This window comes from Maridesulfovibrio frigidus DSM 17176 (assembly GCF_000711735.1).
GTDB classification, from domain to species: Bacteria; Desulfobacterota; Desulfovibrionia; order Desulfovibrionales; family Desulfovibrionaceae; genus Maridesulfovibrio; species Maridesulfovibrio frigidus.
Genome location: NZ_JONL01000001.1, coordinates 141,347 through 162,698, shown reverse-complemented (window position 1 = coordinate 162,698; position 21,352 = coordinate 141,347). Strand labels below are relative to the sequence as shown.

Annotated in this window: 18 protein-coding genes; 13 read left to right on the top strand and 5 right to left on the bottom strand. The window is 41.2% G+C overall.

Annotated features, from left to right (window positions below; all coding sequences use genetic code 11):
- Positions 1-98 precede the first annotated feature (98 nt).
- The 9 genes from lysS (at position 99) to BR06_RS0100765 (ending at position 9,990) form a co-directional block, all read left to right on the top strand.
- On the top strand, positions 99-1,631 hold the full coding sequence (lysS, locus tag BR06_RS0100805; RefSeq protein WP_051676912.1) for a lysine--tRNA ligase: 1,533 nt from the start codon (positions 99-101) through the stop codon (positions 1,629-1,631).
- Complete coding sequence (locus BR06_RS0100800) at positions 1,628-2,857, top strand: lipoprotein-releasing ABC transporter permease subunit (RefSeq protein ID WP_031479172.1); 1,230 nt, start codon at positions 1,628-1,630, stop codon at positions 2,855-2,857. Before lysS ends, BR06_RS0100800 begins: the two co-directional genes overlap by 4 nt.
- On the top strand, positions 2,850-3,533 hold the full coding sequence (locus BR06_RS0100795; RefSeq protein WP_031479170.1) for an ABC transporter ATP-binding protein: 684 nt from the start codon (positions 2,850-2,852) through the stop codon (positions 3,531-3,533). The genes BR06_RS0100800 and BR06_RS0100795 overlap by 8 nt, the downstream gene beginning before the upstream one ends.
- Positions 3,520-6,234: an outer membrane protein assembly factor BamA gene (bamA, locus tag BR06_RS0100790; RefSeq protein WP_031479168.1), complete on the top strand. Its 2,715-nt coding sequence runs from the start codon at positions 3,520-3,522 to the stop codon at positions 6,232-6,234. The genes BR06_RS0100795 and bamA overlap by 14 nt, the downstream gene beginning before the upstream one ends.
- A gap of 97 nt (positions 6,235-6,331) precedes the next feature.
- Complete coding sequence (locus BR06_RS0100785) at positions 6,332-6,859, top strand: OmpH family outer membrane protein (protein WP_031479166.1); 528 nt, start codon at positions 6,332-6,334, stop codon at positions 6,857-6,859.
- A gap of 5 nt (positions 6,860-6,864) precedes the next feature.
- Entirely contained in the window at positions 6,865-7,902 is a 1,038-nt protein-coding gene (gene lpxD / locus BR06_RS0100780; protein WP_031479164.1) for a UDP-3-O-(3-hydroxymyristoyl)glucosamine N-acyltransferase, read from the top strand.
- Entirely contained in the window at positions 7,895-8,359 is a 465-nt protein-coding gene (fabZ, locus tag BR06_RS0100775; RefSeq protein WP_031479162.1) for a 3-hydroxyacyl-ACP dehydratase FabZ, read from the top strand. Before lpxD ends, fabZ begins: the two co-directional genes overlap by 8 nt.
- Entirely contained in the window at positions 8,359-9,156 is a 798-nt protein-coding gene (lpxA, locus tag BR06_RS0100770) for an acyl-ACP--UDP-N-acetylglucosamine O-acyltransferase (protein ID WP_031479160.1), read from the top strand. Before fabZ ends, lpxA begins: the two co-directional genes overlap by 1 nt.
- A gap of 3 nt (positions 9,157-9,159) precedes the next feature.
- Positions 9,160-9,990, top strand: a complete 831-nt coding sequence (locus tag BR06_RS0100765; protein WP_031479158.1) for an LpxI family protein — start codon at positions 9,160-9,162, stop codon at positions 9,988-9,990.
- A 20-nt stretch (positions 9,991-10,010) separates the two neighbouring features.
- Here BR06_RS0100765 and BR06_RS0100760 read toward each other — a convergent pair whose 3' ends face one another.
- From BR06_RS0100760 to BR06_RS0100750, 3 genes are all read right to left on the bottom strand, one after another.
- Entirely contained in the window at positions 10,011-10,874 is an 864-nt protein-coding gene (locus tag BR06_RS0100760; protein ID WP_031479156.1) for an ATP-binding protein, read from the bottom strand.
- On the bottom strand, positions 10,875-11,735 hold the full coding sequence (locus tag BR06_RS0100755; protein WP_031479154.1) for a nucleotide-binding protein: 861 nt from the start codon (positions 11,733-11,735) through the stop codon (positions 10,875-10,877).
- A gap of 66 nt (positions 11,736-11,801) precedes the next feature.
- Positions 11,802-12,032, bottom strand: a complete 231-nt coding sequence (locus BR06_RS0100750) for a hypothetical protein (RefSeq protein WP_031479152.1) — start codon at positions 12,030-12,032, stop codon at positions 11,802-11,804.
- 189 nt (positions 12,033-12,221) lie between these two features.
- Here BR06_RS0100750 and BR06_RS0100745 point away from each other — a divergent pair, with 189 nt between their 5' ends.
- From BR06_RS0100745 to BR06_RS0100735, 3 genes are all read left to right on the top strand, one after another.
- On the top strand, positions 12,222-13,073 hold the full coding sequence (locus BR06_RS0100745; RefSeq protein ID WP_031479150.1) for a damage-control phosphatase ARMT1 family protein: 852 nt from the start codon (positions 12,222-12,224) through the stop codon (positions 13,071-13,073).
- 166 nt (positions 13,074-13,239) lie between these two features.
- Positions 13,240-16,503: an AsmA family protein gene (locus BR06_RS0100740; RefSeq protein WP_031479148.1), complete on the top strand. Its 3,264-nt coding sequence runs from the start codon at positions 13,240-13,242 to the stop codon at positions 16,501-16,503.
- 69 nt (positions 16,504-16,572) lie between these two features.
- On the top strand, positions 16,573-18,003 hold the full coding sequence (locus BR06_RS0100735) for a YihY/virulence factor BrkB family protein (protein WP_031479146.1): 1,431 nt from the start codon (positions 16,573-16,575) through the stop codon (positions 18,001-18,003).
- 21 nt (positions 18,004-18,024) lie between these two features.
- Here the strand turns inward: BR06_RS0100735 and BR06_RS0100730 are convergent, their stop codons facing one another.
- Complete coding sequence (locus BR06_RS0100730; protein ID WP_031479144.1) at positions 18,025-18,492, bottom strand: transporter suffix domain-containing protein; 468 nt, start codon at positions 18,490-18,492, stop codon at positions 18,025-18,027.
- Positions 18,493-18,629: 137 nt separating this feature from the next.
- Positions 18,630-20,315 carry a PrsW family intramembrane metalloprotease gene (locus BR06_RS0100725; protein WP_031479142.1) on the bottom strand — a complete coding sequence of 562 codons (1,686 nt, stop codon included), beginning with the start codon at positions 20,313-20,315 and terminating at the stop codon, positions 18,630-18,632.
- A gap of 215 nt (positions 20,316-20,530) precedes the next feature.
- On the opposite strand from BR06_RS0100725, the gene BR06_RS0100720 reads away from it, so the two are divergent.
- On the top strand, positions 20,531-21,181 hold the full coding sequence (locus BR06_RS0100720) for a Crp/Fnr family transcriptional regulator (protein ID WP_031479140.1): 651 nt from the start codon (positions 20,531-20,533) through the stop codon (positions 21,179-21,181).
- The last annotated feature ends 171 nt before the right edge of the window (positions 21,182-21,352 follow it).

Sequence of the window (21,352 nt, the reverse complement as noted above, 5' to 3'; positions counted from 1 at the left end):
TTCTAGACTTTATTCGGTTACGGAGAATTAATAAGTTGAGCGGCAAGAAAAAGAAGCAAATAAAGCTGGCAACCAAATCCGAGCATGTGGCAAAATTTATGCCCCTGCTCGAGGCTCTGCAAGCTCAGAACGAACTCAATGAGGTTCTGAAGAATCGCGTTGAAAAGGCTTGTACCCTTCTTGATGAAGGTGTGAAGCTTTATCCAAACGACTTCAGTAAAGATACAGATGTTTCATTTATTTGGGACAATTACGACGAAACAGATACTGAGGGACTGCAGTCTCTAGGTAAAAAGTTTAAGATGGCGGGCAGAATACTTACTCTGCGTTCCTTCGGTAAAGTCGCATTCTTTCACCTTCAAGATCCAACCGGCAGAATTCAAATTTATGCCGCAAGGGATGATCTTGGTGTAGAACTGTATAAAATATTTAAGAAATTTGACATCGGTGACATTGTCGGCGTTGAGGGAGAACTCTTCAGAACTAAAACTGATGAGTTGACTCTGAAAGCGGACACGGTCAGCCTGATTACTAAATCTATGCGTCCGCTTCCTGAGAAGTATCATGGACTTAAGGATGTAGAGACCAGATATCGCCAGCGTTATGTCGATCTGATCGTTACCCCTCGGGCCCGTGAAATTTTCCAGAAGCGAACAGCTATTGTTCGCTCCCTTCGCAATTACCTTGATAACAGGGGCTTTATGGAAGTTGAAACTCCCATGATGCAGTCAATTCCGGGCGGGGCGGCAGCTAAACCTTTCGAAACTCATCATAATGCTTTTGATATGAAGCTATATCTGCGCATTGCACCAGAGCTTTATCTTAAACGATTGCTTGTTGGTGGTTTTGAAAAAGTTTACGAAATCAACCGTAACTTCCGTAATGAGGGGATATCCACTCAGCATAACCCAGAGTTCACAATGCTTGAATTCTACTGGGCATATGCCAATTTCGTGGACCTTATGGATCTTACCGAAGATATGCTTTCCTGGATTTGTAAGGAAGTTAACGGTGATACTAAGGTTACTTATCAGGAAGAAGTTATTGATCTGACTCCGGGAGCATGGCATCGCGTGGCGTTCCATGAATCTTTGGAAACAATCGGTGATGTATCTCCTGAAATTTATAAGGATTATGACAAGTGTAAAGAGCTCGTCAGAAATCTAGGTGAAAAAGCTGTTGAAGGCGAAAAACTTGGTAAGCTTCAAGCTAAACTGTTTGATCTTCTTGTTGAGCCTAAGCTGATTCAGCCTCATTTTATTTATCATTATCCAACTGATATATCTCCTCTTTCCAGAAGGAATGAAGAGAACCCAGACCTTACAGACCGTTTTGAACTGTTTGTTTGTGGTCGCGAGCTTGCCAATGCCTTCTCAGAACTCAATGATCCTGTAGATCAGCGTGGCAGATTTATGGATCAGGTTGCTGAGAAAGAAGCTGGCGATGATGAAGCCCACTTTATGGATGATGACTATATTCGTGCTCTTGAGTACGGAATGCCTCCGGCAGCAGGGCAGGGTATCGGTATCGATAGACTTGTTATGTTGCTGACAGACAGCCCATCTATTAGAGAGGTTATTCTGTTCCCACTTCTTAAATCTGAAGCTCCGTCCGGCACTGGTGGCGCATGAAATTTGAATTGTTCGTCGCTTTAAGATATTTATTCACTCTGAGGAAGAACTCCTTCATCTCAGTGATATCTCTCTTTGCTGTATGCGGCGTTGCAATTGGTGTTGCGGCACTGATAGTTGTGATTGGGGTTATGAATGGATTTACTAATGACCTACGAGATAAGATTCTCGGGGTTAACGCTCACATTATTGTGACCGCATATGATGGTACTTTAGATAACTATCACCATATGGCAGATGGTATTGAAAAACTGAAGGGCGTTACAGGCGTAACGCCCTTCATTTATTCTGAGGTGATGCTTTCCGCTGGTGGTGGAGTTAAGGGCGTTGTTTTACGTGGCCTTGATTCTACTTCGGCAAAAGGTATTCTCAGCCTTCCTGGCGATATTGTTTCCGGCGGTGTGGAGTGTTTGTCAAAAGATAGTAAAATTCCTGAAATTGTAATCGGCAACCAGTTAGCTAAAAGGCTTGGTCTGGTTATCGGGGATTCCGTCAATTTGCTTTCGCCTACAGGTAAGCGCAGTGCGGCTGGGTTTACGCCCAAAGTTCGTATGTTTAAGGTTGGCGGAGTTTTTAGAACAGGCATGTATGAGTATGATTCTTCCCTTGCTTACATAAGTAATAAGGCTGCTCAGAAATTGCTTGGGTTCAAACGGGACTTTGTTTCCGGTCTTGAGATTCGTGTAGACGATGTTTATGCGGTTGAGGAGATCGGTAAGCTTATGAAGAAAGAGCTTTCCGGGTATCCTGTGCAGATTAAGAATTGGCAGCAGATGAATGCGAATTTATTTGCTGCATTGAAGCTTGAAAAAACCGCAATGTTCATCATTCTAGCAATGATTGTTCTAGTCGGATCTTTCAGCATTATTACAACTCTTGTTATGCTTGTTATGCAAAAGACAAGGGATATTGCGGTGTTGATGTCTATGGGCGCAACGTCGGGAAGTATTAAAAGAATTTTCATGTGGCAGGGAACGTTGATTGGTTTGATAGGGACGTCTCTGGGATATCTAATAGGTGTGCCGGTCGCGTTGCTATTAAAGAAATATCAATTTATTAAACTGCCCAGTAATGTTTATCCCGTTGATTATCTTCCTATAAGGATGGATCCACTGGATTTAACTATTATTGGTGTTTCGGCATTTTTGCTTTGTTTTCTTGCAACGCTGTATCCTGCGAATCAGGCTGCTGCGTTGGAACCTGCGAAGGCTTTGAGATATGAGTAATTTACTTTATGAACTTGCTGATATCGGGAAAGATTTCGAAGGACCGACTGAAACAATCGAAGTTCTTAAGAACATAAATTTGAATGTTGAAGAAGGCGAATCGCTCGCGATCATAGGCTCTTCAGGATCAGGAAAAACTACTTTGCTCCATATATTAGGTACACTTGATACCGCGAGTAGAGGTAATATTGATTTTGCAGGGATGCGATTTAATGATATGCCTGCTGAAAAGAGGGCAAAAGTAAGAAACCGCGAAATAGGCTTTATTTTTCAGTTTCATCATCTTTTGCCTGAGTTTACTACGCTTGAAAATGTCGCGCTTCCTGCCATGGTGGCCGGAATAAGTCAGAAAGAGGCTTCGGATATGGCTCGTGAGGCCCTTTTGCTTGTTGGTCTTGAAGATCGGCTGGCACATAGGGTCACCACTCTTTCTGGCGGGGAAAGGCAGAGAGTTGCTATAGCTAGAGCTGTTTTGCTTAAGCCGAAAGTTTTATTGGCTGACGAGCCGACTGGAAATTTAGATGAGAAGACAGGAAGACAGATCGGTGAGATGCTGACTTCTTTAAATGAAGAATTAGGAATGACTCTTATAGTTGTGACCCATAATATGGAATTAGCCGGTACTATGAAGCGCCGGCTTGAGTTGCGTTCCGGAGAACTTTATGTCCAGAATTAAAATTCTGTTTTTGCTGATTGCGGCAACTCTAGCATTTTCGCTCAATTTTGAAGCAGAAAAGGCACATGCGGAAGGCGCTTCCGATGTTGTACTTGCTGTGCTTCCATTTGAGGTAAATGCAAATGCGGATACTCAGTATCTTAAAGATAGTTTGCCAACCCTCATCTCTGATAGACTTCGTGAGGCAGGATTCAGAGTTGTTGGACAAAAGAAAATTCTCGAACTCATTGATAAGCAGGGTTATGAATACCTAAACTTGCAGTCCGCTAAGGACATGGCTCTGCTTGCTGGATCAGGTTACTCTCTCTATGGTAGTTTCAGCCAGATAGGTGAGGATCTCAGCTTAGATGTCCGCCTTGTTGAAGCCTTTGGGATGAAACCGGCTGTACCTCTGTTTGTGAGCAAAAAAGGTCTTATTAATCTTTTACCTGCTGTTGATGAACTTGTTGGTAAGATTAAATTAGAATTACTAAGTCAGGATAAAATCGCAGACGTTGAAGTTCACGGGACTAGAGTTCTCGATAAAGACGTTGTCATGATGCGCACTAACATAAAGGTTGGTGACATATATACTCCCTCCAAAATTAATGCTGATCTAAAAAATATTTACGCTCTCGGTTACTTTGATGATGTAAAAGTCAAAGTAAGTGATGTTCCCGGTGGTAAGAAAGTTCTCTTTGACGTTACTGAAAAACCTCGCATTCAGGCCATCACAGTTGAAGGTTCGGATGCCATTGATTCAGAAGACATACTTGCTGCTGTGAATACGAAAAAAGGGGCGGTTTTAAACCCCAAAGTATTATCCGACGATCTCAATACTCTTCGTGAAATGTACCGCAAAGAGGGCTACTATAAAGCCAAAGTTGACTATAGTGTAGAAGGGGAAGGAGCACAGGCTCGCCTTAATATTAAAGTTGACGAAGGAAAAAAACTCTACATTGAAAAGATCATTATTCAGGGAGCTGAAAAATTAGACCCTGAAGAAGTTAAAGCGCAGCTTGCTCTTACAGAGAGAGGTTGGCTTTCATGGTTTACTAAAACTGGAGTTTTGAAAGAAGAGCTACTTGAGCGCGACGCCGCTGCGATTCTCGCATATTACGGTAACCGCGGCTTTATTGATGCGAAAGTAGGTGAACCAGCTGTAGATATCAAAGACGATGGTATCTATGTAACTTTCCAGGTCTCAGAAGGTAATCGCTACAAAGTTGGTAAAGTTACTCTTACTGGTGATCTGATTGTCCAGAAAGATAAATTAAGACAAGTTATTTCTGCCGATGATATGGCTGATGGTGGCGAGTATCTTGATAGGTCTGTTCTTCGTGAAGACATGAAGGCGCTGTCAGATTTCTATGCCAATTTCGGTTACGCATATGCTGAAGCTAATATTCAGTTTGATGCTGATGCAGAAACCAAGACTGTTGATATCACCTTTATGATTGTAAAGCGTCAGAAGGTTAAGGTTCGCCGGGTTATTATTGAAGGTAATTCTAAAACCCGTAATAATGTTATTCTTCGCGAAATGCGTTTGACAGACGGGGATCAGTTCAGCGGACTGAAATTACAACGCTCAATTGTTAGGCTTAATAAACTAGACTTCTTCAGTGAAGTTGATATTGAGCCGGTTCCTACTGGTGACCCTAGCGAAATGGATTTGAAGGTTAAGGTTAAAGATAAAAACACTGGTACGGTTAGTGGTGGTATTGGTTACTCCACTTCAGACAGTGTGTTCGTTTCTGCTAAAATTACTGAAAGGAACTTGTTCGGACGCGGTTGGGACTTTGGTCTTAACGGTGGGTGGAGTTCAAAAAATATTAGTTACGGTCTTTCATTCTACAATCCTCGCTTCGGAGACACTATGTGGGGAACTGGGATGCAGACCTACTGGCGTGATGAAGATTTTGATGATTACGATAAACAGACGATTGGTACAGCTGTTGAAGCATCGTACCCTGTTGGTGAATATACCAATTTCTTTAGTAACTACCGCTTAGATTTCTATACTATTTCAGAAGTCTCTGATGATGCTGCTGATTCAATTAAAGAAATTGAAGGAGATAACTGGTCCAGTGTTGTAACTGCTGGTTTTAAAAGGGATACAACTAATAAGGCCTTCAATCCTTCAACTGGTACTCTAAATACCGCGACGATTGCCATGGGTGGTGGGGTGTTGATGGGTGATGACTCTTACGTTAAATACACCTATGACTCTAACTACTTTACTCCTGTATTCTGGGATTTGATCTTTCACTGGAGAGGTAAACTTGGATTTATCCATGATAACTTCGGCAGTGGCGATATTCCTATCTTCGAAAGATTTTATCTTGGTGGCATAAATGATGTCCGTGGTTATGACTCTAGAGAGATATCTCCTCGTGATAGTACTTCCGATGACCGTATTGGTGGTAACAAGATGATGTTCATGAACTTTGAACTTCTCTTCCCGATCAATGAAGAATTCGGACTTGTTGGTGTTACTTTCTTCGATATTGGTAACTCTTGGGATGATGGTCAGAGCTTTTTCGAAGATACTAAACAAGCTGACGGAAGCGATCTCATGTTAGGATTGTACAAAAGTATTGGTGCTGGTGTACGTTGGTTCTCACCAATGGGACCAATTAGAATTGAATATGGCTATGCACTTGATAATCTTGACGACAGTAGTCGTCACAAAGTTGAATTCTCTATGGGACAGTTCTTTTAACAGAGCTTGATATTAATTGTTGAAAACCAAAAGCATGTTTGTAAACAGCATGTCTCTAGGATTATTTTAGTTGTTAGAAATTAAAGGAGTAATAAAAATGCGTAAAATTTTATTTGTAGTTCTTGCTTTGATGTTAGCTTTCCAGACTCAGGCTTTTGCTGCGACCCAGAAAATCGGTGTTGCTTCAATGGGTAAATTAATCAAAGAATCTGAAGCAGGTCAGGCTGCACAGAAGCAAATGGAAAAGAAGTTTGAATCTTCAAAGGTTAAACTTCAGTCTAAGCAGAAAGAACTTGAAGCTCTTAAGCAGTCTTTGCAGAAGCAGTCTCTTGTTTTGTCTTTAGAAGCTAAGCAGGATAAGGAACTAGAATTCAAACGTAAAGTACGTGATTACCAGGATCTTGCTCAGGCAACCCAGAGAAAAATGCAGGCAGAAGAGCAGAAAGTCGGAACTCCTGTTTTGGAAATTATCAAAAAAGCTGTTGACACTTATGCCAAGGCTAACGCTTTCACAGCAATTTTTGATAAGGGAACTTCAGGCTTTTTATATGTTGAAGATTCCGTTGACGTGACTAATGAAATTCTTCTTGAAATGAACCGTGCTTTCAGAGCTGCTAAAAAGTAGGGCTTATGCTTTTATCAGAACTTGCAAAGGCCCTAGGCCTGACTCTTTCAGGTAAAGATACAGAAATAACCGGAGTTAACACTCTGGAACATGCTGGTCCTACTGATCTCACTTTTTTGGCTAATGCTAAATATGAGAGTCAGTTGGAAACGACTAAAGCTGCTGCTGTCGTGCTTAGTGCAGAATATGCAGATAAGGTTGAGTCGGCTATTATCAGTGAAAATCCTTATATGGATTTAGCTAAAGCCATGCATGTTTTTTCTAAGCCTCAGGGGTGTCTAACAGGCATTCATGAACTGGCTTTTATTCATCCTGATGCTGATGTTGATGAAACTGCAACCGTTTACCCTTTCGCCTTCATTGGTAAAGGTGCTAAAATAGGTCCCAATACCAAGGTCTTTTCCGGTACGTATGTCGGCGAAGATTCTGTTGTCGGGCCTGGTTGTATTCTTTATCCAAACTGCTCGATAATGGCAGGCATAGAACTTGGCTCCGGAGTTATAATCCAGCCTGGATCCGTTATCGGCGGTGATGGATTCGGCTATGCTCAGGTTTCGGGCAAGCACATGAAGATTCCTCAGATTGGCTCAGTAAAACTTGGCGATCATGTTGAGGTTGGGTCAAATACTACAATTGATCGTGCTGCACTTGATGTTACTCGGATTGGATCTGGAACTAAAATAGATAATCTTGTTCAGATTGCTCATAATGTTGTAACTGGCGAAGATTGCTTGATTATTTCGCAGTCTGGTATTGCTGGTTCAACTAAGCTTGGTAACAATGTTATTTTAGCGGCTCAGGCCGGTCTTGTTGATAATATTACCGTCGGTGACGGTGCTATCATCGGGGCGCAGGCTGGAGTTTCGAATAGTGTTCCTGCTGGATTTGTTGGTTCAGGCTCACCTCTTTTGGAAAAAGGTAATTTTTTGAGAAGTTCAATCTCAATTAAAAAACTACCGGATATGGGACGCAAGCTTTCAGCTCTTGAAAAACGAATTAAGATTCTTGAGGCTGCTCTCGAAAAAGGAAACGATAATGACTAAAAATAGTGCTGATCACTTAGATATACAAAAAATTATGTCTCTCCTGCCTCACCGTTATCCTTTTCTATTGGTAGACAGGGTAGAAGAGCTTATTCCAGGCGAGCATATTAAAGCTTATAAAAATGTCACAATCAATGAACCTTTTTTTCAGGGTCACTTTCCCGGTTTGCCAGTTATGCCGGGGGTTTTGATTATTGAAGCTCTTGCTCAAGCAGGCGGAATGATCGTCCTTAGTATTGACGGAATTGATGTTGAAAATAAGGTGTTTTTGTTTACCGGTATCAACAACGTTAAATTTCGCAGACCCGTAGTTCCTGGTGATAAACTTGAACTTAATGTCACCAAAACTCGTAATAAGATGAATATTTGGAAAATGACATGTACCGCTTCAGTTGATGGTGAAATTGCAGCTTCTGGTGAAGTTTCCGCTGCCATCGTAGACAGGGGGGCGTTATAGTGACAACAGGCATTCATCCAAGCGCAATTGTCTCTTCTGGAGCAAAAATCGGTGAAAATGTCACTATTGGGCCTTTTTGTGTTGTTGAAGATAATACTGTTATCGGTGACGACTGCTTTTTGGATTCTTATGTTCAAATTAAGTCCTTCACCCATATGGGGAAAGGTAATTCTATCCATTCAAACGCAGTTCTCGGAGATGCTCCGCAGGACCTCGGGTTTAAGGGCGACGAAACAACTCTTGTGATTGGAGATAACAATATTTTCAGAGAGTTCGTTACTGTTAACCGCGGAACTGTTAAAGGCGGCGGTTGCACTAGTATAGCTGATAACTGCATGCTTATGGCATACGTTCATGTAGCCCATGACTGTTCACTCGGTAACAATGTTATTATCGCGAATTCTTCAAACCTTGCCGGTCACGTTGAGGTTGGAGATCATGTCACAATTAGCGGTATGTCAGGCATTCATCAGTTCATTCGTATCGGGGAATATGCATTCCTTGGTGGTATGTCTGGTTTTGCAAAAGATCTACCTCCTTATATGTTGGCGACTGGTGTGCGTGGAGTTCTGCATGGGCCGAATTCTATAGGACTTAAAAGGCATGGTTTTAATTCTAAAACCCGTATGGCTATCAAAAAAGCGTACAGAATAATTTTCCGTTCAGGGCTTACTCGTGACGAGTCCCTTGAAATGGCTGAAAATGAGCTCGGAACCGTTCCTGAAGTCATGAAGCTAATAAAATTTATTCGTGAAAGCGAACGTGGAGTATGTCCGGCGGATCGCGGACCAGAATAGTTTATGAGTACAGTTGAAACCATAGGACTTATTGCCGGAGGGGGACAATTCCCCCTTCTGGTTGCTAAAGGAGCTGCTGCACAGGGACACCGTGTTGTGGCTGTTTCTTTTAAGGGGCACTCAAACGATGATGTTCATAATATCGTTGATAATTGGAAAGAACTTAAACTTGGTCAATTAACCAAGCTTGTTAATTTTTTTCTTGAAAACGGTGTTACGCAAGTCGTCATGGCTGGAACAATCAGTAAGCCGAAAGCTTTTGATATGCGTCCAGATTTACGTACTGCTAAAATGCTTTTCAGGCTCGCTACAAAGGGTGATGATGTCCTTCTCAGGGCCATTACTCGCGAGTTTGAATCCGATGGTTTCAAAGTTGTAGGTCCGCATGTTTATGCTCCTGAATTACTTACACCGGCTGGCTTATTAACCAAGCGTGTACCTAACGAAATGGAAGCGAATGATTTGGTTGTTGGCTGGAAAAGTGCTCGTGAATTAGGACGTCTTGATATCGGCCAGTGCGTTATAGTCAAAGACGGTGTTATTACCGCCGTAGAGGCTATTGAAGGAACTGATGCCGCCGTAAAGCGCGGATGCTCTCACGGCGGCAAAGGTTGTACAATCGTCAAGGTTTTTAAACCTGGACAAGAGGACCGCGTCGATATGCCTTCAATCGGTTATAGAACCGTACAAGGCATGAAAGATAACGGTGCAACTTGCCTAGGTGTTGAAGCCGGAAAAAGCCTTTTCTTTGATTTAGACAAATCTATTAAGTTTGCAAATAAACATAAAATTACCATAGTTGGACTTACTGAAGAATGGTTCGAAGAAAAGTAAGTCCCTGAGCTGTAATCTTGTTATGCCATAAGTCTTTTCTCTAGTTCTTTCCAAATCACTTCCATTTCTGCGCCGAGACCTTCCGGGTCATACTCTACTACTGAAAGTCCAGCTATCTGAGCTTTTGTGAACGCAAGATCGTATGGAAGTTCACCCGCAATACTTATTTCCTTTTCCTGACAGAAGGCTTTGATCTCAGTTTCTTGATTACTGTTAATGCCGCATTTATTTATAATCACCGTTGATGGGATTTTAAAATGCTCTGTCAGTTCGTAGACTCGTTTAAGGTCATGCAGTGCTGTTATTGTTGGTTCAGCCACAAAGACAGCAAGGTCTGCATTGGTAAGCGAAGCAATTACCGGGCAGCCGATACCCGGAGATCCGTCTACCAGCACAAGTTCAGCTTCTTCTTCCACTCCAGCATCGGCCGAGGCAGTTCTTACAGTAGTTACAAGTTTACCGGAATTTTCTTCACCTATGCCTAGTGCAGCATGAATCAAAGTTCCAAATCTTGTACTAGATTTAAACCACTTTCCGCAATTTCTAGGTTCTTCGCTTACTGCTCCTACTGGACAGACAAAAGAGCAGACACCGCATCCTTCACATTTTTCCAGCATAATTTTGAATTCATCAGAGATAGCTCCGTATTTGCAATGCTCTACGCACATTCCGCATTGTGTGCAGATATCAAGGTCGATAGAAGGACGCTCTCCGCTTATAAAATCATGCTCATCGATGATCGTAGGTTTAAGAATTAAGTGAAGATCTGCCGCGTCTACATCGCAGTCTGCAATGACTTTTTTGGGACCGATTGAGCTTAGGGCTGAAACGATGCTTGTCTTACCTGTTCCGCCTTTCCCGCTTATCACTACTATTTGTTTCACTTATGCAACCTCGTTTACGATGTTTTGAATGGAGTCCCATATTTTTGATAATTCATCCTTATATCCCGGGATTGAATCATATAAAAGGCCACCGTCTGAATAGATGATTGCAGCTTCGCGATTATTGGGAAGAGATCCAAGTAACTTGATATTTTTATCTGATAGATATTTTTCAACCCTATCGTCGCCCATGCCAGCACGATTTATTATCACACCATATGGCTGACCAAGAGTATCAAGGAGTTGCACGGCAAGATCGAGATCATGCAGTCCAAACGGAGTCGGCTCGGTCACAAGCACAACAAAATCTGCTCCATCAATTGACTCTACTACAGGGCATGATGTTCCGGGCGGGCAGTCTAAAATATTTACTTCTGCTTTAGGAGAAATCTCTTTTACAGCCTTGATAAGTGGGGGCGACATTGCCTCGCCGATTCTTAGAAGTCCCTTTGTGAAATCTATATTACCTGACTTTCCCTGAGATGTTGTACCAATCATTCTCTCGCCTTTTCCTATGGCATCAGTAGGACATGCTAATTCGCACAGTCCGCAACCATGGCATAGCTCAGAAAAAACCATCACAGAGTCGATCATCCAAATCAGTGATTTGAATCGGCAAAGCTCAATACATTTTTTACAAGTTTCCCCAATGCACGCGTCTTCATTGACCTTCGGCACGGGAATATGTTCATTCATTTCTTTTTTAATAGCGGGATTAAGGAATAGGTGTGCATTCGGTTCTTCTACATCACAGTCCGTAAAGCTGACCTTGACCCCAAGTGAATCAATAAAAGATGCAATGTTAACTGCAATTGTGGTTTTACCTGTACCACCTTTGCCGCTTGCGATTGCTATTTGCATGTATAGTTCCTTATTCGTTGTGTTTATTAAATCAAGGCACAATAGTAGATGTGCCTTGATTTAGTGTTATTTATTTTGTGCTTCCGATCTAAGTCTTTCATTCTCGGATTCGAGTTCTTTAATTCTTTGTTCCAAATCATTATTATCAGGTTGTGATTCTGTGACTCTGTTTTTACTATTTTTCATGCAGGACCCGTCTCTAAGTCCAAGTCCTTGACCACGTCCCTGTCCGCCTCTGCGTCCCTGGCCATTATTCATACTGCCGGAGCCACCTTGATTTCTGTTAGATACTGGCATTGTTTTGCTCCTATAAATTAGTTATTGATAATTAGTACTTAGCAACAGCTGTGCCTTTGTGTAAAAATAATATAATACAGATGGTTGCTGAAGTTACGGCCGTACTGAAACGGTTAGTTGGGCGCAATATTAGCCCATCTTTTAATGCATTGAATCAAAATTCGTCCTGTTATTTATAAGGTATATGAAATGAAAACCCAGTTAGATTGTTTGCCGTGTTTTTTAAATATGGCTTTAAGTGGTATTAGAAAGGCGTGTCCGGGACAGGATGATGTTCACGAAAAAGTAATTCGTGAATGGGCTAAAGGATTTTCTGAAGCTGATCTCAGTGAGTCTCCACCATCGATTGCAGGAAGATTTTTTAGAATGACTGCAACCCATATTGGGGATGTTGATATTTTCAAGGATCAAAAAGATGAAGCAAACAAGAGGGTTCTTGAACTTCTTCCTGATATTACGAATACGGTTCATAGAAGCGACGACCCTTTGCTCGCTGCAATGGGCGTGTCCATTATTGGTAATTATATGGACTGCGCTCTTATGGATAAGTTTGACTGGGAAGTGGAGCTTGGCGATCTTGAACAGGATATTGATAGAGAGCTTTTCGCCGAATTTATAGAAAAAGTTCGTGCGAGTAAGACACTGCTGATTTTGGGTGATAATGCCGGTGAAATTGGGCTGGATACCATCTTAACTAAATTGCTGCAGATGGAAGATATTAACGTTACTTACGCGGTTCGTGGAAGTAATATACTTAATGATGCCACTGTAGTAGATGCTGAGTTTGTGGGGATGTCTGATATTTGCGAAGTCATAACTTCTGGAGTGGATACCCCTGGTACTGTGCTCGATAGATGCAGTGTAGATTTCCAAGAGCGTCTTAAATCCGCTCCTGTGGTGCTGAGTAAAGGACAAGGTAATTTCGAATCACTTTGGGGTGTTATGCCTGATGTTTTTTATGCTTTTAAGGTGAAGTGTCCAGTGGTTGCGAATCTTACAGGGCATCCGATGAAAACCTCTTTATTTTGCCGTGATGAATAATTGCTTCGAGTTACATGCTCAATAATTATTAGATTTGCTTGTTTATTTTGCATAAGTCCGCATTCGGTAGCGGTTTTTTAGTTGATGTGCTTTACCTTTAGTAAGGTTATGCCGTATCTAATTTGTATTGTTAGTAAAATATATTAAGCGGAGATATGAGTTTTAAGTGCTGAGTCGAGTAAAAAAAGTCTTCTGGATTATATTCCTGCTATTTGACCTATGCTTGCTTTCAGCAATTGTGGGAGGGATTTACTACGCTGAATCAGATGGCCCACGCCGTGAGTTGGAACTTTATCTGAGTGACCTTTCCGGTCGAAAATTCGACTTCGAAGGTAATCTTGATTTTGTATTTTATCCGTGGATTGGAGTTAATACGGGGCCTTTCTCTGTTTCTTCTTCTCCCTCTGAAAATTATCCACACCAGTTGATCGTAGAGAACGCAGACTTCAGAGTTAAATTGCTACCACTTTTGCGGGGCGTTTTTGAAGTCGATACTATTATCGTGGATTCTCCTCTTTTGCGCGTTAATAGGGGAGAAGACGGTTTATTAAATCTGCCTATAGTGGAACAGTCTTCTCGAGATTCTAAAAATGATGGCTTTGAAAGATTTTTGTCTCGTTTGTCCGTTCGGGGGGTAAGTGTTCAAAATGCTACCTGTATCTATCGTGACGTTGCAAGCAAAAATGAATTCGTTTTTTCAGGAATAGACGTTAGGACTGGAATTTTACGGGCCGAAGAGCCCGTTGCATTTAATATCTCAGCTAGCTTAGATACTGATTTTTTGTCTGCTAAAGCTTTCAGCAATATAAAAGGTTTATTACACTTGTCCTTGGAAGATAAAACCGTGTCCTTGTCGGATACGTCTTGTTCGCTAAGGGTAGAAAGTGAAGAGCTTTTGGGTGCTGATGGCGTTATAGAGGGGATCGCCGGACTCGATTTTGATTTGACTGAGGGCCGTGTTCACGTGAAGGGATTGGTTGTGCAGGGATTAGGTATTCGCCTTTCCGGGGAAGCTGTGTGTAAAAATATTTATGACTCTCCTGATTTAACCGGGAGCCTTAAGTCTACCAAGTTTGATCCCAAATCGTTGTTATCAAAATTTCTTCCAAAAACAATTCCACCGGAATTTGATAAGATACTCAACTCAGCATCCTTTTCTGTTTCACTTCACTCTACTATGCAAAAAACTGAAGTTGAGGATTTGAAATTAGCCCTCGACGATACTTTGTTACGGGGTGAATTTTCTTTACAGGACTATGATAATCCATGGGCTGAATTTAATCTTAGAGCTGATAGCATTGTGCTTGATTCTTATGCCAAACTTTTTGCTCTTCGCAGGGCTTCCCTTAATGATCAAAATGCAACGCAGGGAAATAAATTTCAGGTAAAAAAAGAACACCCGTTAAAAGATCTCGTCATTGCAGATCTTGTGCGCCGTATTCCATGCAATGGTAAAGTTGAAGTTGGTAAGCTTGTTTATGACGGGCTACGTATGGATAACTGTCGTTTATCTATTTCACCAGGCCCAAAAGTAGCAAGCATCAGCATTGAAAATGGTGCTTACCTTGATGGTAAGTTTTTAATTAAAGCGGATCTTGCATTTGATAGCGCTAAAGAAAAGGATACCCTCTATTTGGCTGGGGCTGGTTCCATTTCCCCTGTTTCGCTGAACCGGATACCTCTCAAAATTGATGGGCTTAAGATTAAATCCGGCAAAGTCGAGTTTATGCTTGGTAAGTTGAGTTCCAGCGGAAAAACATTAGGTGAGCTTTTTAGAAATATTAAATCAGATATTTCTATTGATAGTAAGTCTGTTATTGCCTCTTTGAATTACAAAGATTTACCTGCTAAGTTTAGACAATTGAATGTAAAGAATTTTCATCTTGGAATTAAAGGAGCTCCTCTCACTGTACCTGTAATTGAAGGTATGGCTGGGCGGAACTTAAAGATGAACTTATCCTGTGCTCTGGCAAATCCGGCTGTGTTTGTAAAAGGTAATTTCTCAGGTAATGTGTTTGCTGCGAGAAGGTCTATTTCAGATGTTTCTCTGAAAGGTAGTAAGCTTGATTTTTCAATTGAAGGTAAGGATGTTCCGCTAATAAAAAGCAAAATCGTGCTGGCATGTAGCGGGGATGCTTCTCTTAAACAGCAAAGCATACAACTGAATAAGTTTAGCTTATCCGGTGGAAAAGTTAAAATTACCGGTGATCTGAATGCGAAAAGACTTGGCAGTGAAACTGCTACAGTTCAAGCTCACTTGGTTGTTCCACAGACAAACCTTACGAACGTGTTTAAGCTTTTCGGGGTGAAAAAGCCCGTAACGCAAGATCCTTCTGCCTTTCGCTCTTTTGCCCTTGATAGCTTAGTTAATGTAAATGGAGAGAATGTTAATCTTCGTATTAATAACTGCAAGTTAGATGATTCAACTGCTAAAGGAACTATAGAGCTGGCGAGCATTAAAAAACCTGTCATCAGTTTTGTTTTGGAAGCTGATGATGTAGACGTGGATAAGTTCTTACTTCCTAAAGATGAAAGGAATAGAAGGAGCTCCGTTTCTAATGGAGGGAGGACCAAGAAAGTTGCTGAGTGGGAATTTCCTGAAACGTTTTTAGATTCAATAAATGCGAGTGGAAAAGTTAAGTGTGATTCTTTCAGAATTTTTGACTTTGCAGGTAAGAAAATAAGCGCGAATATTAATATGCGAGATTCCGTACTTGATATTAATAATATTAAAGGCGGTTTTCATGAAGGTAATGTTTCAGGTAAATTATCGCTTGGCTTCAAAAACAGCACAGTTGCCTTAGATACTGATATTGAGGCTAGAAGTTTTCAGGCTGGTCATTTTTTTGAAGATTATACAGGTAGCCGTTATGTGACAGGACTTGCTGATGCTTCCGTTAAGCTTAGTGGGCATTCAACTGCAAATATAGATTTCTTAAATACTTTAGGCGGTCACTTTGCTGCCAAAATTGTAGACGGCTCATATTTGTTTTCGAGTGTAGCTGTTAAAGATAATACGTTGGTAAAAGTAAGATCTCCGAAAAATAAGGTTAAGATTGCAAAGGCGCCAAAGCCTACAAAATTTTCGATTATGGAAGGGACTGTTAATGGGGATGAAGGGGCCTTTGTTGTTAAGAAGTTCCTTTTGAAAAGTGCTTTTTTAACTGCGCTGGGAAGTGGAGGCTTCGACATTCCGGAAGATTCAATTGATCTTCATATTGATGCCGACATTATACAGCTACCGAATTTATACCTTAAGCTCGTAAATTCACTCTTTGATGCAATGTCTGGTGTGAATGTTACTGTCACAGGTAAATTGACTGATCCAGATGTCCATGTTCGGGGTATGCAGCGGTGGGGGGATGTTTTTAAAGAGGTTCTTGGTGTGCCTGAACAGTCCTTTAAGTTTTTCAGGAACTATATATTCTGATATAATTGCCCCAAAAATGTATTTTTAAGTTGTTTGTTGTTGTGGGTGTAAATCCTAAGGAGGCTCTTGATGGTTGCAAGTAAAATTGGAGATAGAGTTTCAGATTTCTTCCTGAATGAAATATGGAACTGGAATTCTCAGAGTGCTGATCCTGTGCGCAGAATTTTTTATACGCTTTCGAGAATTCTGTATCTTGTTGTATATGGCTTCTGGAAAGACCAGTGCATGATTAGAGCCTCTGCCTTAACCTTCACAACAATGCTTTCGATTGTTCCCTTTATAGCTGTCGCTTTTTCCATTTTAAAAGGGATAGGCTTTCAAGATTCTTCCTATATTCACGACATATTGCTTAAGGTTGCCGCCGGAAGAGAAGAGATTGTCGTTAAAATGCTTGAGTACGTCGACAATACCAATGTCAAAACCTTGGGCGGCATAGGTATCGCCGCGTTGCTTTTTTCTGTTCTTTCAACCGTTGGAACTGTTGAAAAGGCGTTTAACGTAATCTGGGATGTGAAAGTCGGGCGTACATTCTGGAGAAAGTTTACAGATTTCTTTTCCGTTATTTTCATTTGTCCCGTTGCCGTCATTGCGGCCACAAGCTTGAGTGTTGCTATTAGTAAGCAAGCCGCTTCTTCGTCATTACAAAATATTTATGGGATATCCGAGGTAGAGAGCCTTTTTATAAAACTGGCGCCGCTTGTTATGATATGGATCGCCTTTACGTTCATTTATGCTTTCATGCCCAATACACGAGTCAGGCTTTTTAGTGCTGCTGCCGGCGGTGTTGTCGCCGGAACTATATGGCAGTTGGCTCAATGGGCATACATAAACTGGCAGGTGGGTGTAAGTAAGTACAATGCTATTTATGGTAGTTTTGCGCAGTTGCCACTGTTTTTGCTCTGGTTATATCTTAGTTGGATAATTGTACTGCTCGGTTCTGAGGTGAGTTTCGCGGTTCAAAACGTGATGCTTTACAGACAACAGAGATTTATGCCGAATGCCAGCATGGAAGATTTCCAAAAAATATCTCTACTAGCACTTAGTTTAATGAGCGTAAGATTTGATCGTGCGGAACCTGCGTATTATGTCGAAGACCTTGCTGAGGAAATGGGGGTTCCGGTGAGCTTTTTAAGCTCTATGCTGGATAAGTTTGTGGATTGTGGGATATTGATAAAAGGAAGCGATGAAGAGGCTGAAAAGGATATCTATATATTTGGAATTTCACCTAATAAAATTACACTGCTACAAATTCTTTCTGCGCTCTCAGGTTATGAAGACAGAGCAACAAAGCGCATTAACAGCTCGTGCATGGGGTATATAACTGGTGTAGTTGAAGGCATGAGACAAGCCATCATTGATAGCGGCCAAGATGTGTCACTGTCGGTGTGCGCAAATAGGATGGACGAGCTTACTTCATGTGCAACGTCTCCCGAAGCAATGCAAGATCAATTGCCAGATCCCGTGACTGATTCAACGGTTGAGGGCGACATAGAAAAGTAACGATTCGAGTAAACGAACGGTCTATTTCGGGGTTTCTATTCCTTCCCATGTGAACAATCGTTTGCACTTGGAGAAGAATTCCGTGCCCATCAATAAAAGTCCCGTGATGCTAGCAATATCGATACTACCGACTATAACTAAAAGCGATTTGTGGTCGAGTCCTACGACATCTGTGAGCACCAAGTAGATAAGAACCCAGTTGATCAGAACCCCGCTGATGAAAAGAACCATGCCTATCGTATAGCGTGTTTTTCCTGCTGGTTTAAACAATCTATGTTTGATTGAATCTAAAGCTTCCTTACCCGCAAGTGCGCCTCCTGCAATCAGAAACAGCTCAGGTCCGCCAACCATTAAGAAAGCAATGATTGTGGAAGACATTGTGGTTGAAAGGTTTAAAAAGGGCACGAGAAAAGAGAATAGCGGGCAGATCATTCCAAAAAATATTAAGCCCATTCCAATTTTGTATTTCAGTGATTTTTTGCCTGACATATTTATCTCTATATCCATATTTTATAATTGGTCTGGTCAGTCTGTAAATTTTGTTTTTAATTATGGATAGTATATTAAAATAAGTCGTTAAGGCAACATGTTAGTCGTTAAGCATATTGCGAGATTTTTTTGCAAGCCTACCTAAGCCAGTGCCCATTTCGAAAATAGTATATTCGATGTCCAAGCATTGCTCCGGCAATTCTCATGCTTAGTCCTCCAAGAAGTAGTGAATCCATAAATCCGAGATATGACATTGTCATGTATAAAATCACGCCTTCTGCAATCCAAACTATTGCAGCTGCTCCCCATATCTCGTGCCATAGGAACCATAACTCGGGAATCATGAATGCTCCCCAGCACCATGGCGGCCCTTCTTCCGTTGGCTCATAAAGCGGTTTTGGCATTTTTGACCCTTCTAGGGGGTATAGCAAAAAGTGGAAAAAAGCCCTTTTTGAAAAACTGTTTTTGCTGTTCCTAACATCTAATTCATCATAATATGCTGCTTTGCTCTCAATGGATTCTGGAGTTTCTTCAAAACCAGCGGACGGGTAAGAGTATGCAAACTTTCCAAAACCTAATGCTTCACTGCTTTTAGATATAACTACCTTACTTGGTGCATTCTCTGGCTCAGACAACTGTTCATAAATGGGTGTTTCTTCGGTGGTAGACGTAGCTTCATCAGCTGGCATTGCGTCAGGATGTGCCGTTTCTTTTTTCCTTTTAGTAATCTTTGTTATGGCGAGCTGCATGTGTTTAGGAGGCTCAATGGCAGAACGGATAAAAGAGGGCATATCTAACACAGCATCTAGCGTTAATTTTTCTAGAACGTCGTTTAAAGCTTCAAGGTCGAAGTAAACAATTTCCTTTTGATCGGAAACATAGTTGCCATCGTGCAGTGTGTATAAGTTGCCGTTGTCCGTTTTTGTAGCGTAATAATTAGAAGATAACCCTCTGAATTGCGAACCGAAGTGATTGAACAATTTGAAAAGTGAATATTTGGTGGTCACATAGAAAGAGCAGTTGTGACACCTCTGAACTCTGATCTCTTCCATCGTGTAGGTTGTCTTCTCATTTTTATCACCACAGTATAGACATTCAATACCGTCTTCTTCGGGAGGGTTATTGAAGTTTGCTATAAAATCTTTCAGCGAAAATCTGTGCGGAGAAATGGCAGTAGTATACTCAAGCAGTGAAAAAGACCATGAATGAGCCATTTTTATTACTAGGTAAATGACCACAATTATAAATCCCTTAAAAATAACGAGATCATATATGCCGTGGCATATAATTGCGTAAAGGATCGAAATGCCAAGAAGGGGCCATCCTCTTTTGTTTATTACAATGGAAAATACCGCGAGTCCCATAAATAGACTAAAGCTGATGTGCATTGGCGTGGCAAGGGCTAGCCTAAGTCCCATTAATTGGAACGGATCCGTACTCTCTGCCACGTAAAAGAAGTTCTCTATCAATGAAAAACCTAAAGCAACACAGCTCATATATACGAGGCCGTCTGTCGGCTCATTCAAGTTCTTACGGATGAATGCTAGGCATAGGAATAGGCCTATTAACTTTGAGAATTCTTCGACTGGCCCGATGACAAATAGTGCTCCAAAGGAGTTTTGAATATCATCTATATCTACGCCTAGTGAGTCTAAGAACATGTAGAGGGAGATGGCTATTGCAAACGATAAAATTCCGCCGAGAAAGGTGACGAGAACCATTTTGCTAATAGGTTCTTTTTGATGGATATCACAGTTGCGCAGAAGTTTTATGAAGTAGAGACCTATTGCAACCGAAAGTGCTATAATAAAATATTGATACATATCTGATAATTAATTGCGCCAGTTTATAGTCAATGATGTGCGATTTAAAATTGGTCTTTCTTAGTATTATCAGAGATATAGTTCAATCTATTGTAATAGTCTAATTGGATTATTCTCAGCGCTGTTTGCGCCTTTTAATGTCATTAATACATATACTAGACGCTCTCCAAGCGTAATGTTAAATTGGTTAGCATAACATAAAGTACGGGAGCCATATGAAGTTTTCCGGTATAAACTTACTTGATGAACTGCAACAGCCTGAACTTTCGGAGCTTAGAGATGTATTTCACTCTCGTTTAGCAAAGAAAGGGGCTATAATATTCAGTCCTGATCAGGATGAAGATCTTGTTTTTATTATTGAAAGCGGAAAAGTAAGAATTTACCTTGGTTATGAGGAGAAAGAATTTACACTCGGAATTTTAGAGCCGGGCGATCTTTATTCTTCCCATGCCGGATGTTTCGTTCAAGCGCTGGAGGGCAGCTCACTTTTGGTTACCGATGTTCAATCCGTGAAGCGATGCATGGCGGAAGTACCTCTTTTTAACCGCACAATGGTGCGTGTTCTTGGTAAAATTTTACAAAACGCATTTTCAGTTATTGGCGGGCTTGCATTTAAAGATATTTACGCACGCTTGACGGCTTACCTTCTAAAAGAAGCACAAGATTCAGGAGTCCCCGTTGATGGAGGCCTTGAACTTGAGCTGAACTTAACTATTGAACAGCTTTCTCAGATTGTCGGAGCAACCCGTCAAACTGTATCCACCTTGCTGAATAATATGGTTCGTGAAGGTTTAGTAGTAAAACGCGGTCGCTCAAAATGGTTTATCCCCAATCTGAAAGCTCTTGAAGATGTGGTTAATACTTAGATAATAATATGTTCTTTGCTCTTTAAAATATGCTAAAATTAATTTATTGTTAATTTTATACCTGTTTTGTCGGCTATCCGACAAACATACTCTCCTGAATTGCTTACTGTGCACTCAATGGCCCAGAATATAGCTTTAGTTTTGGAACAGGCATTTCGCCTTTATCCGTTT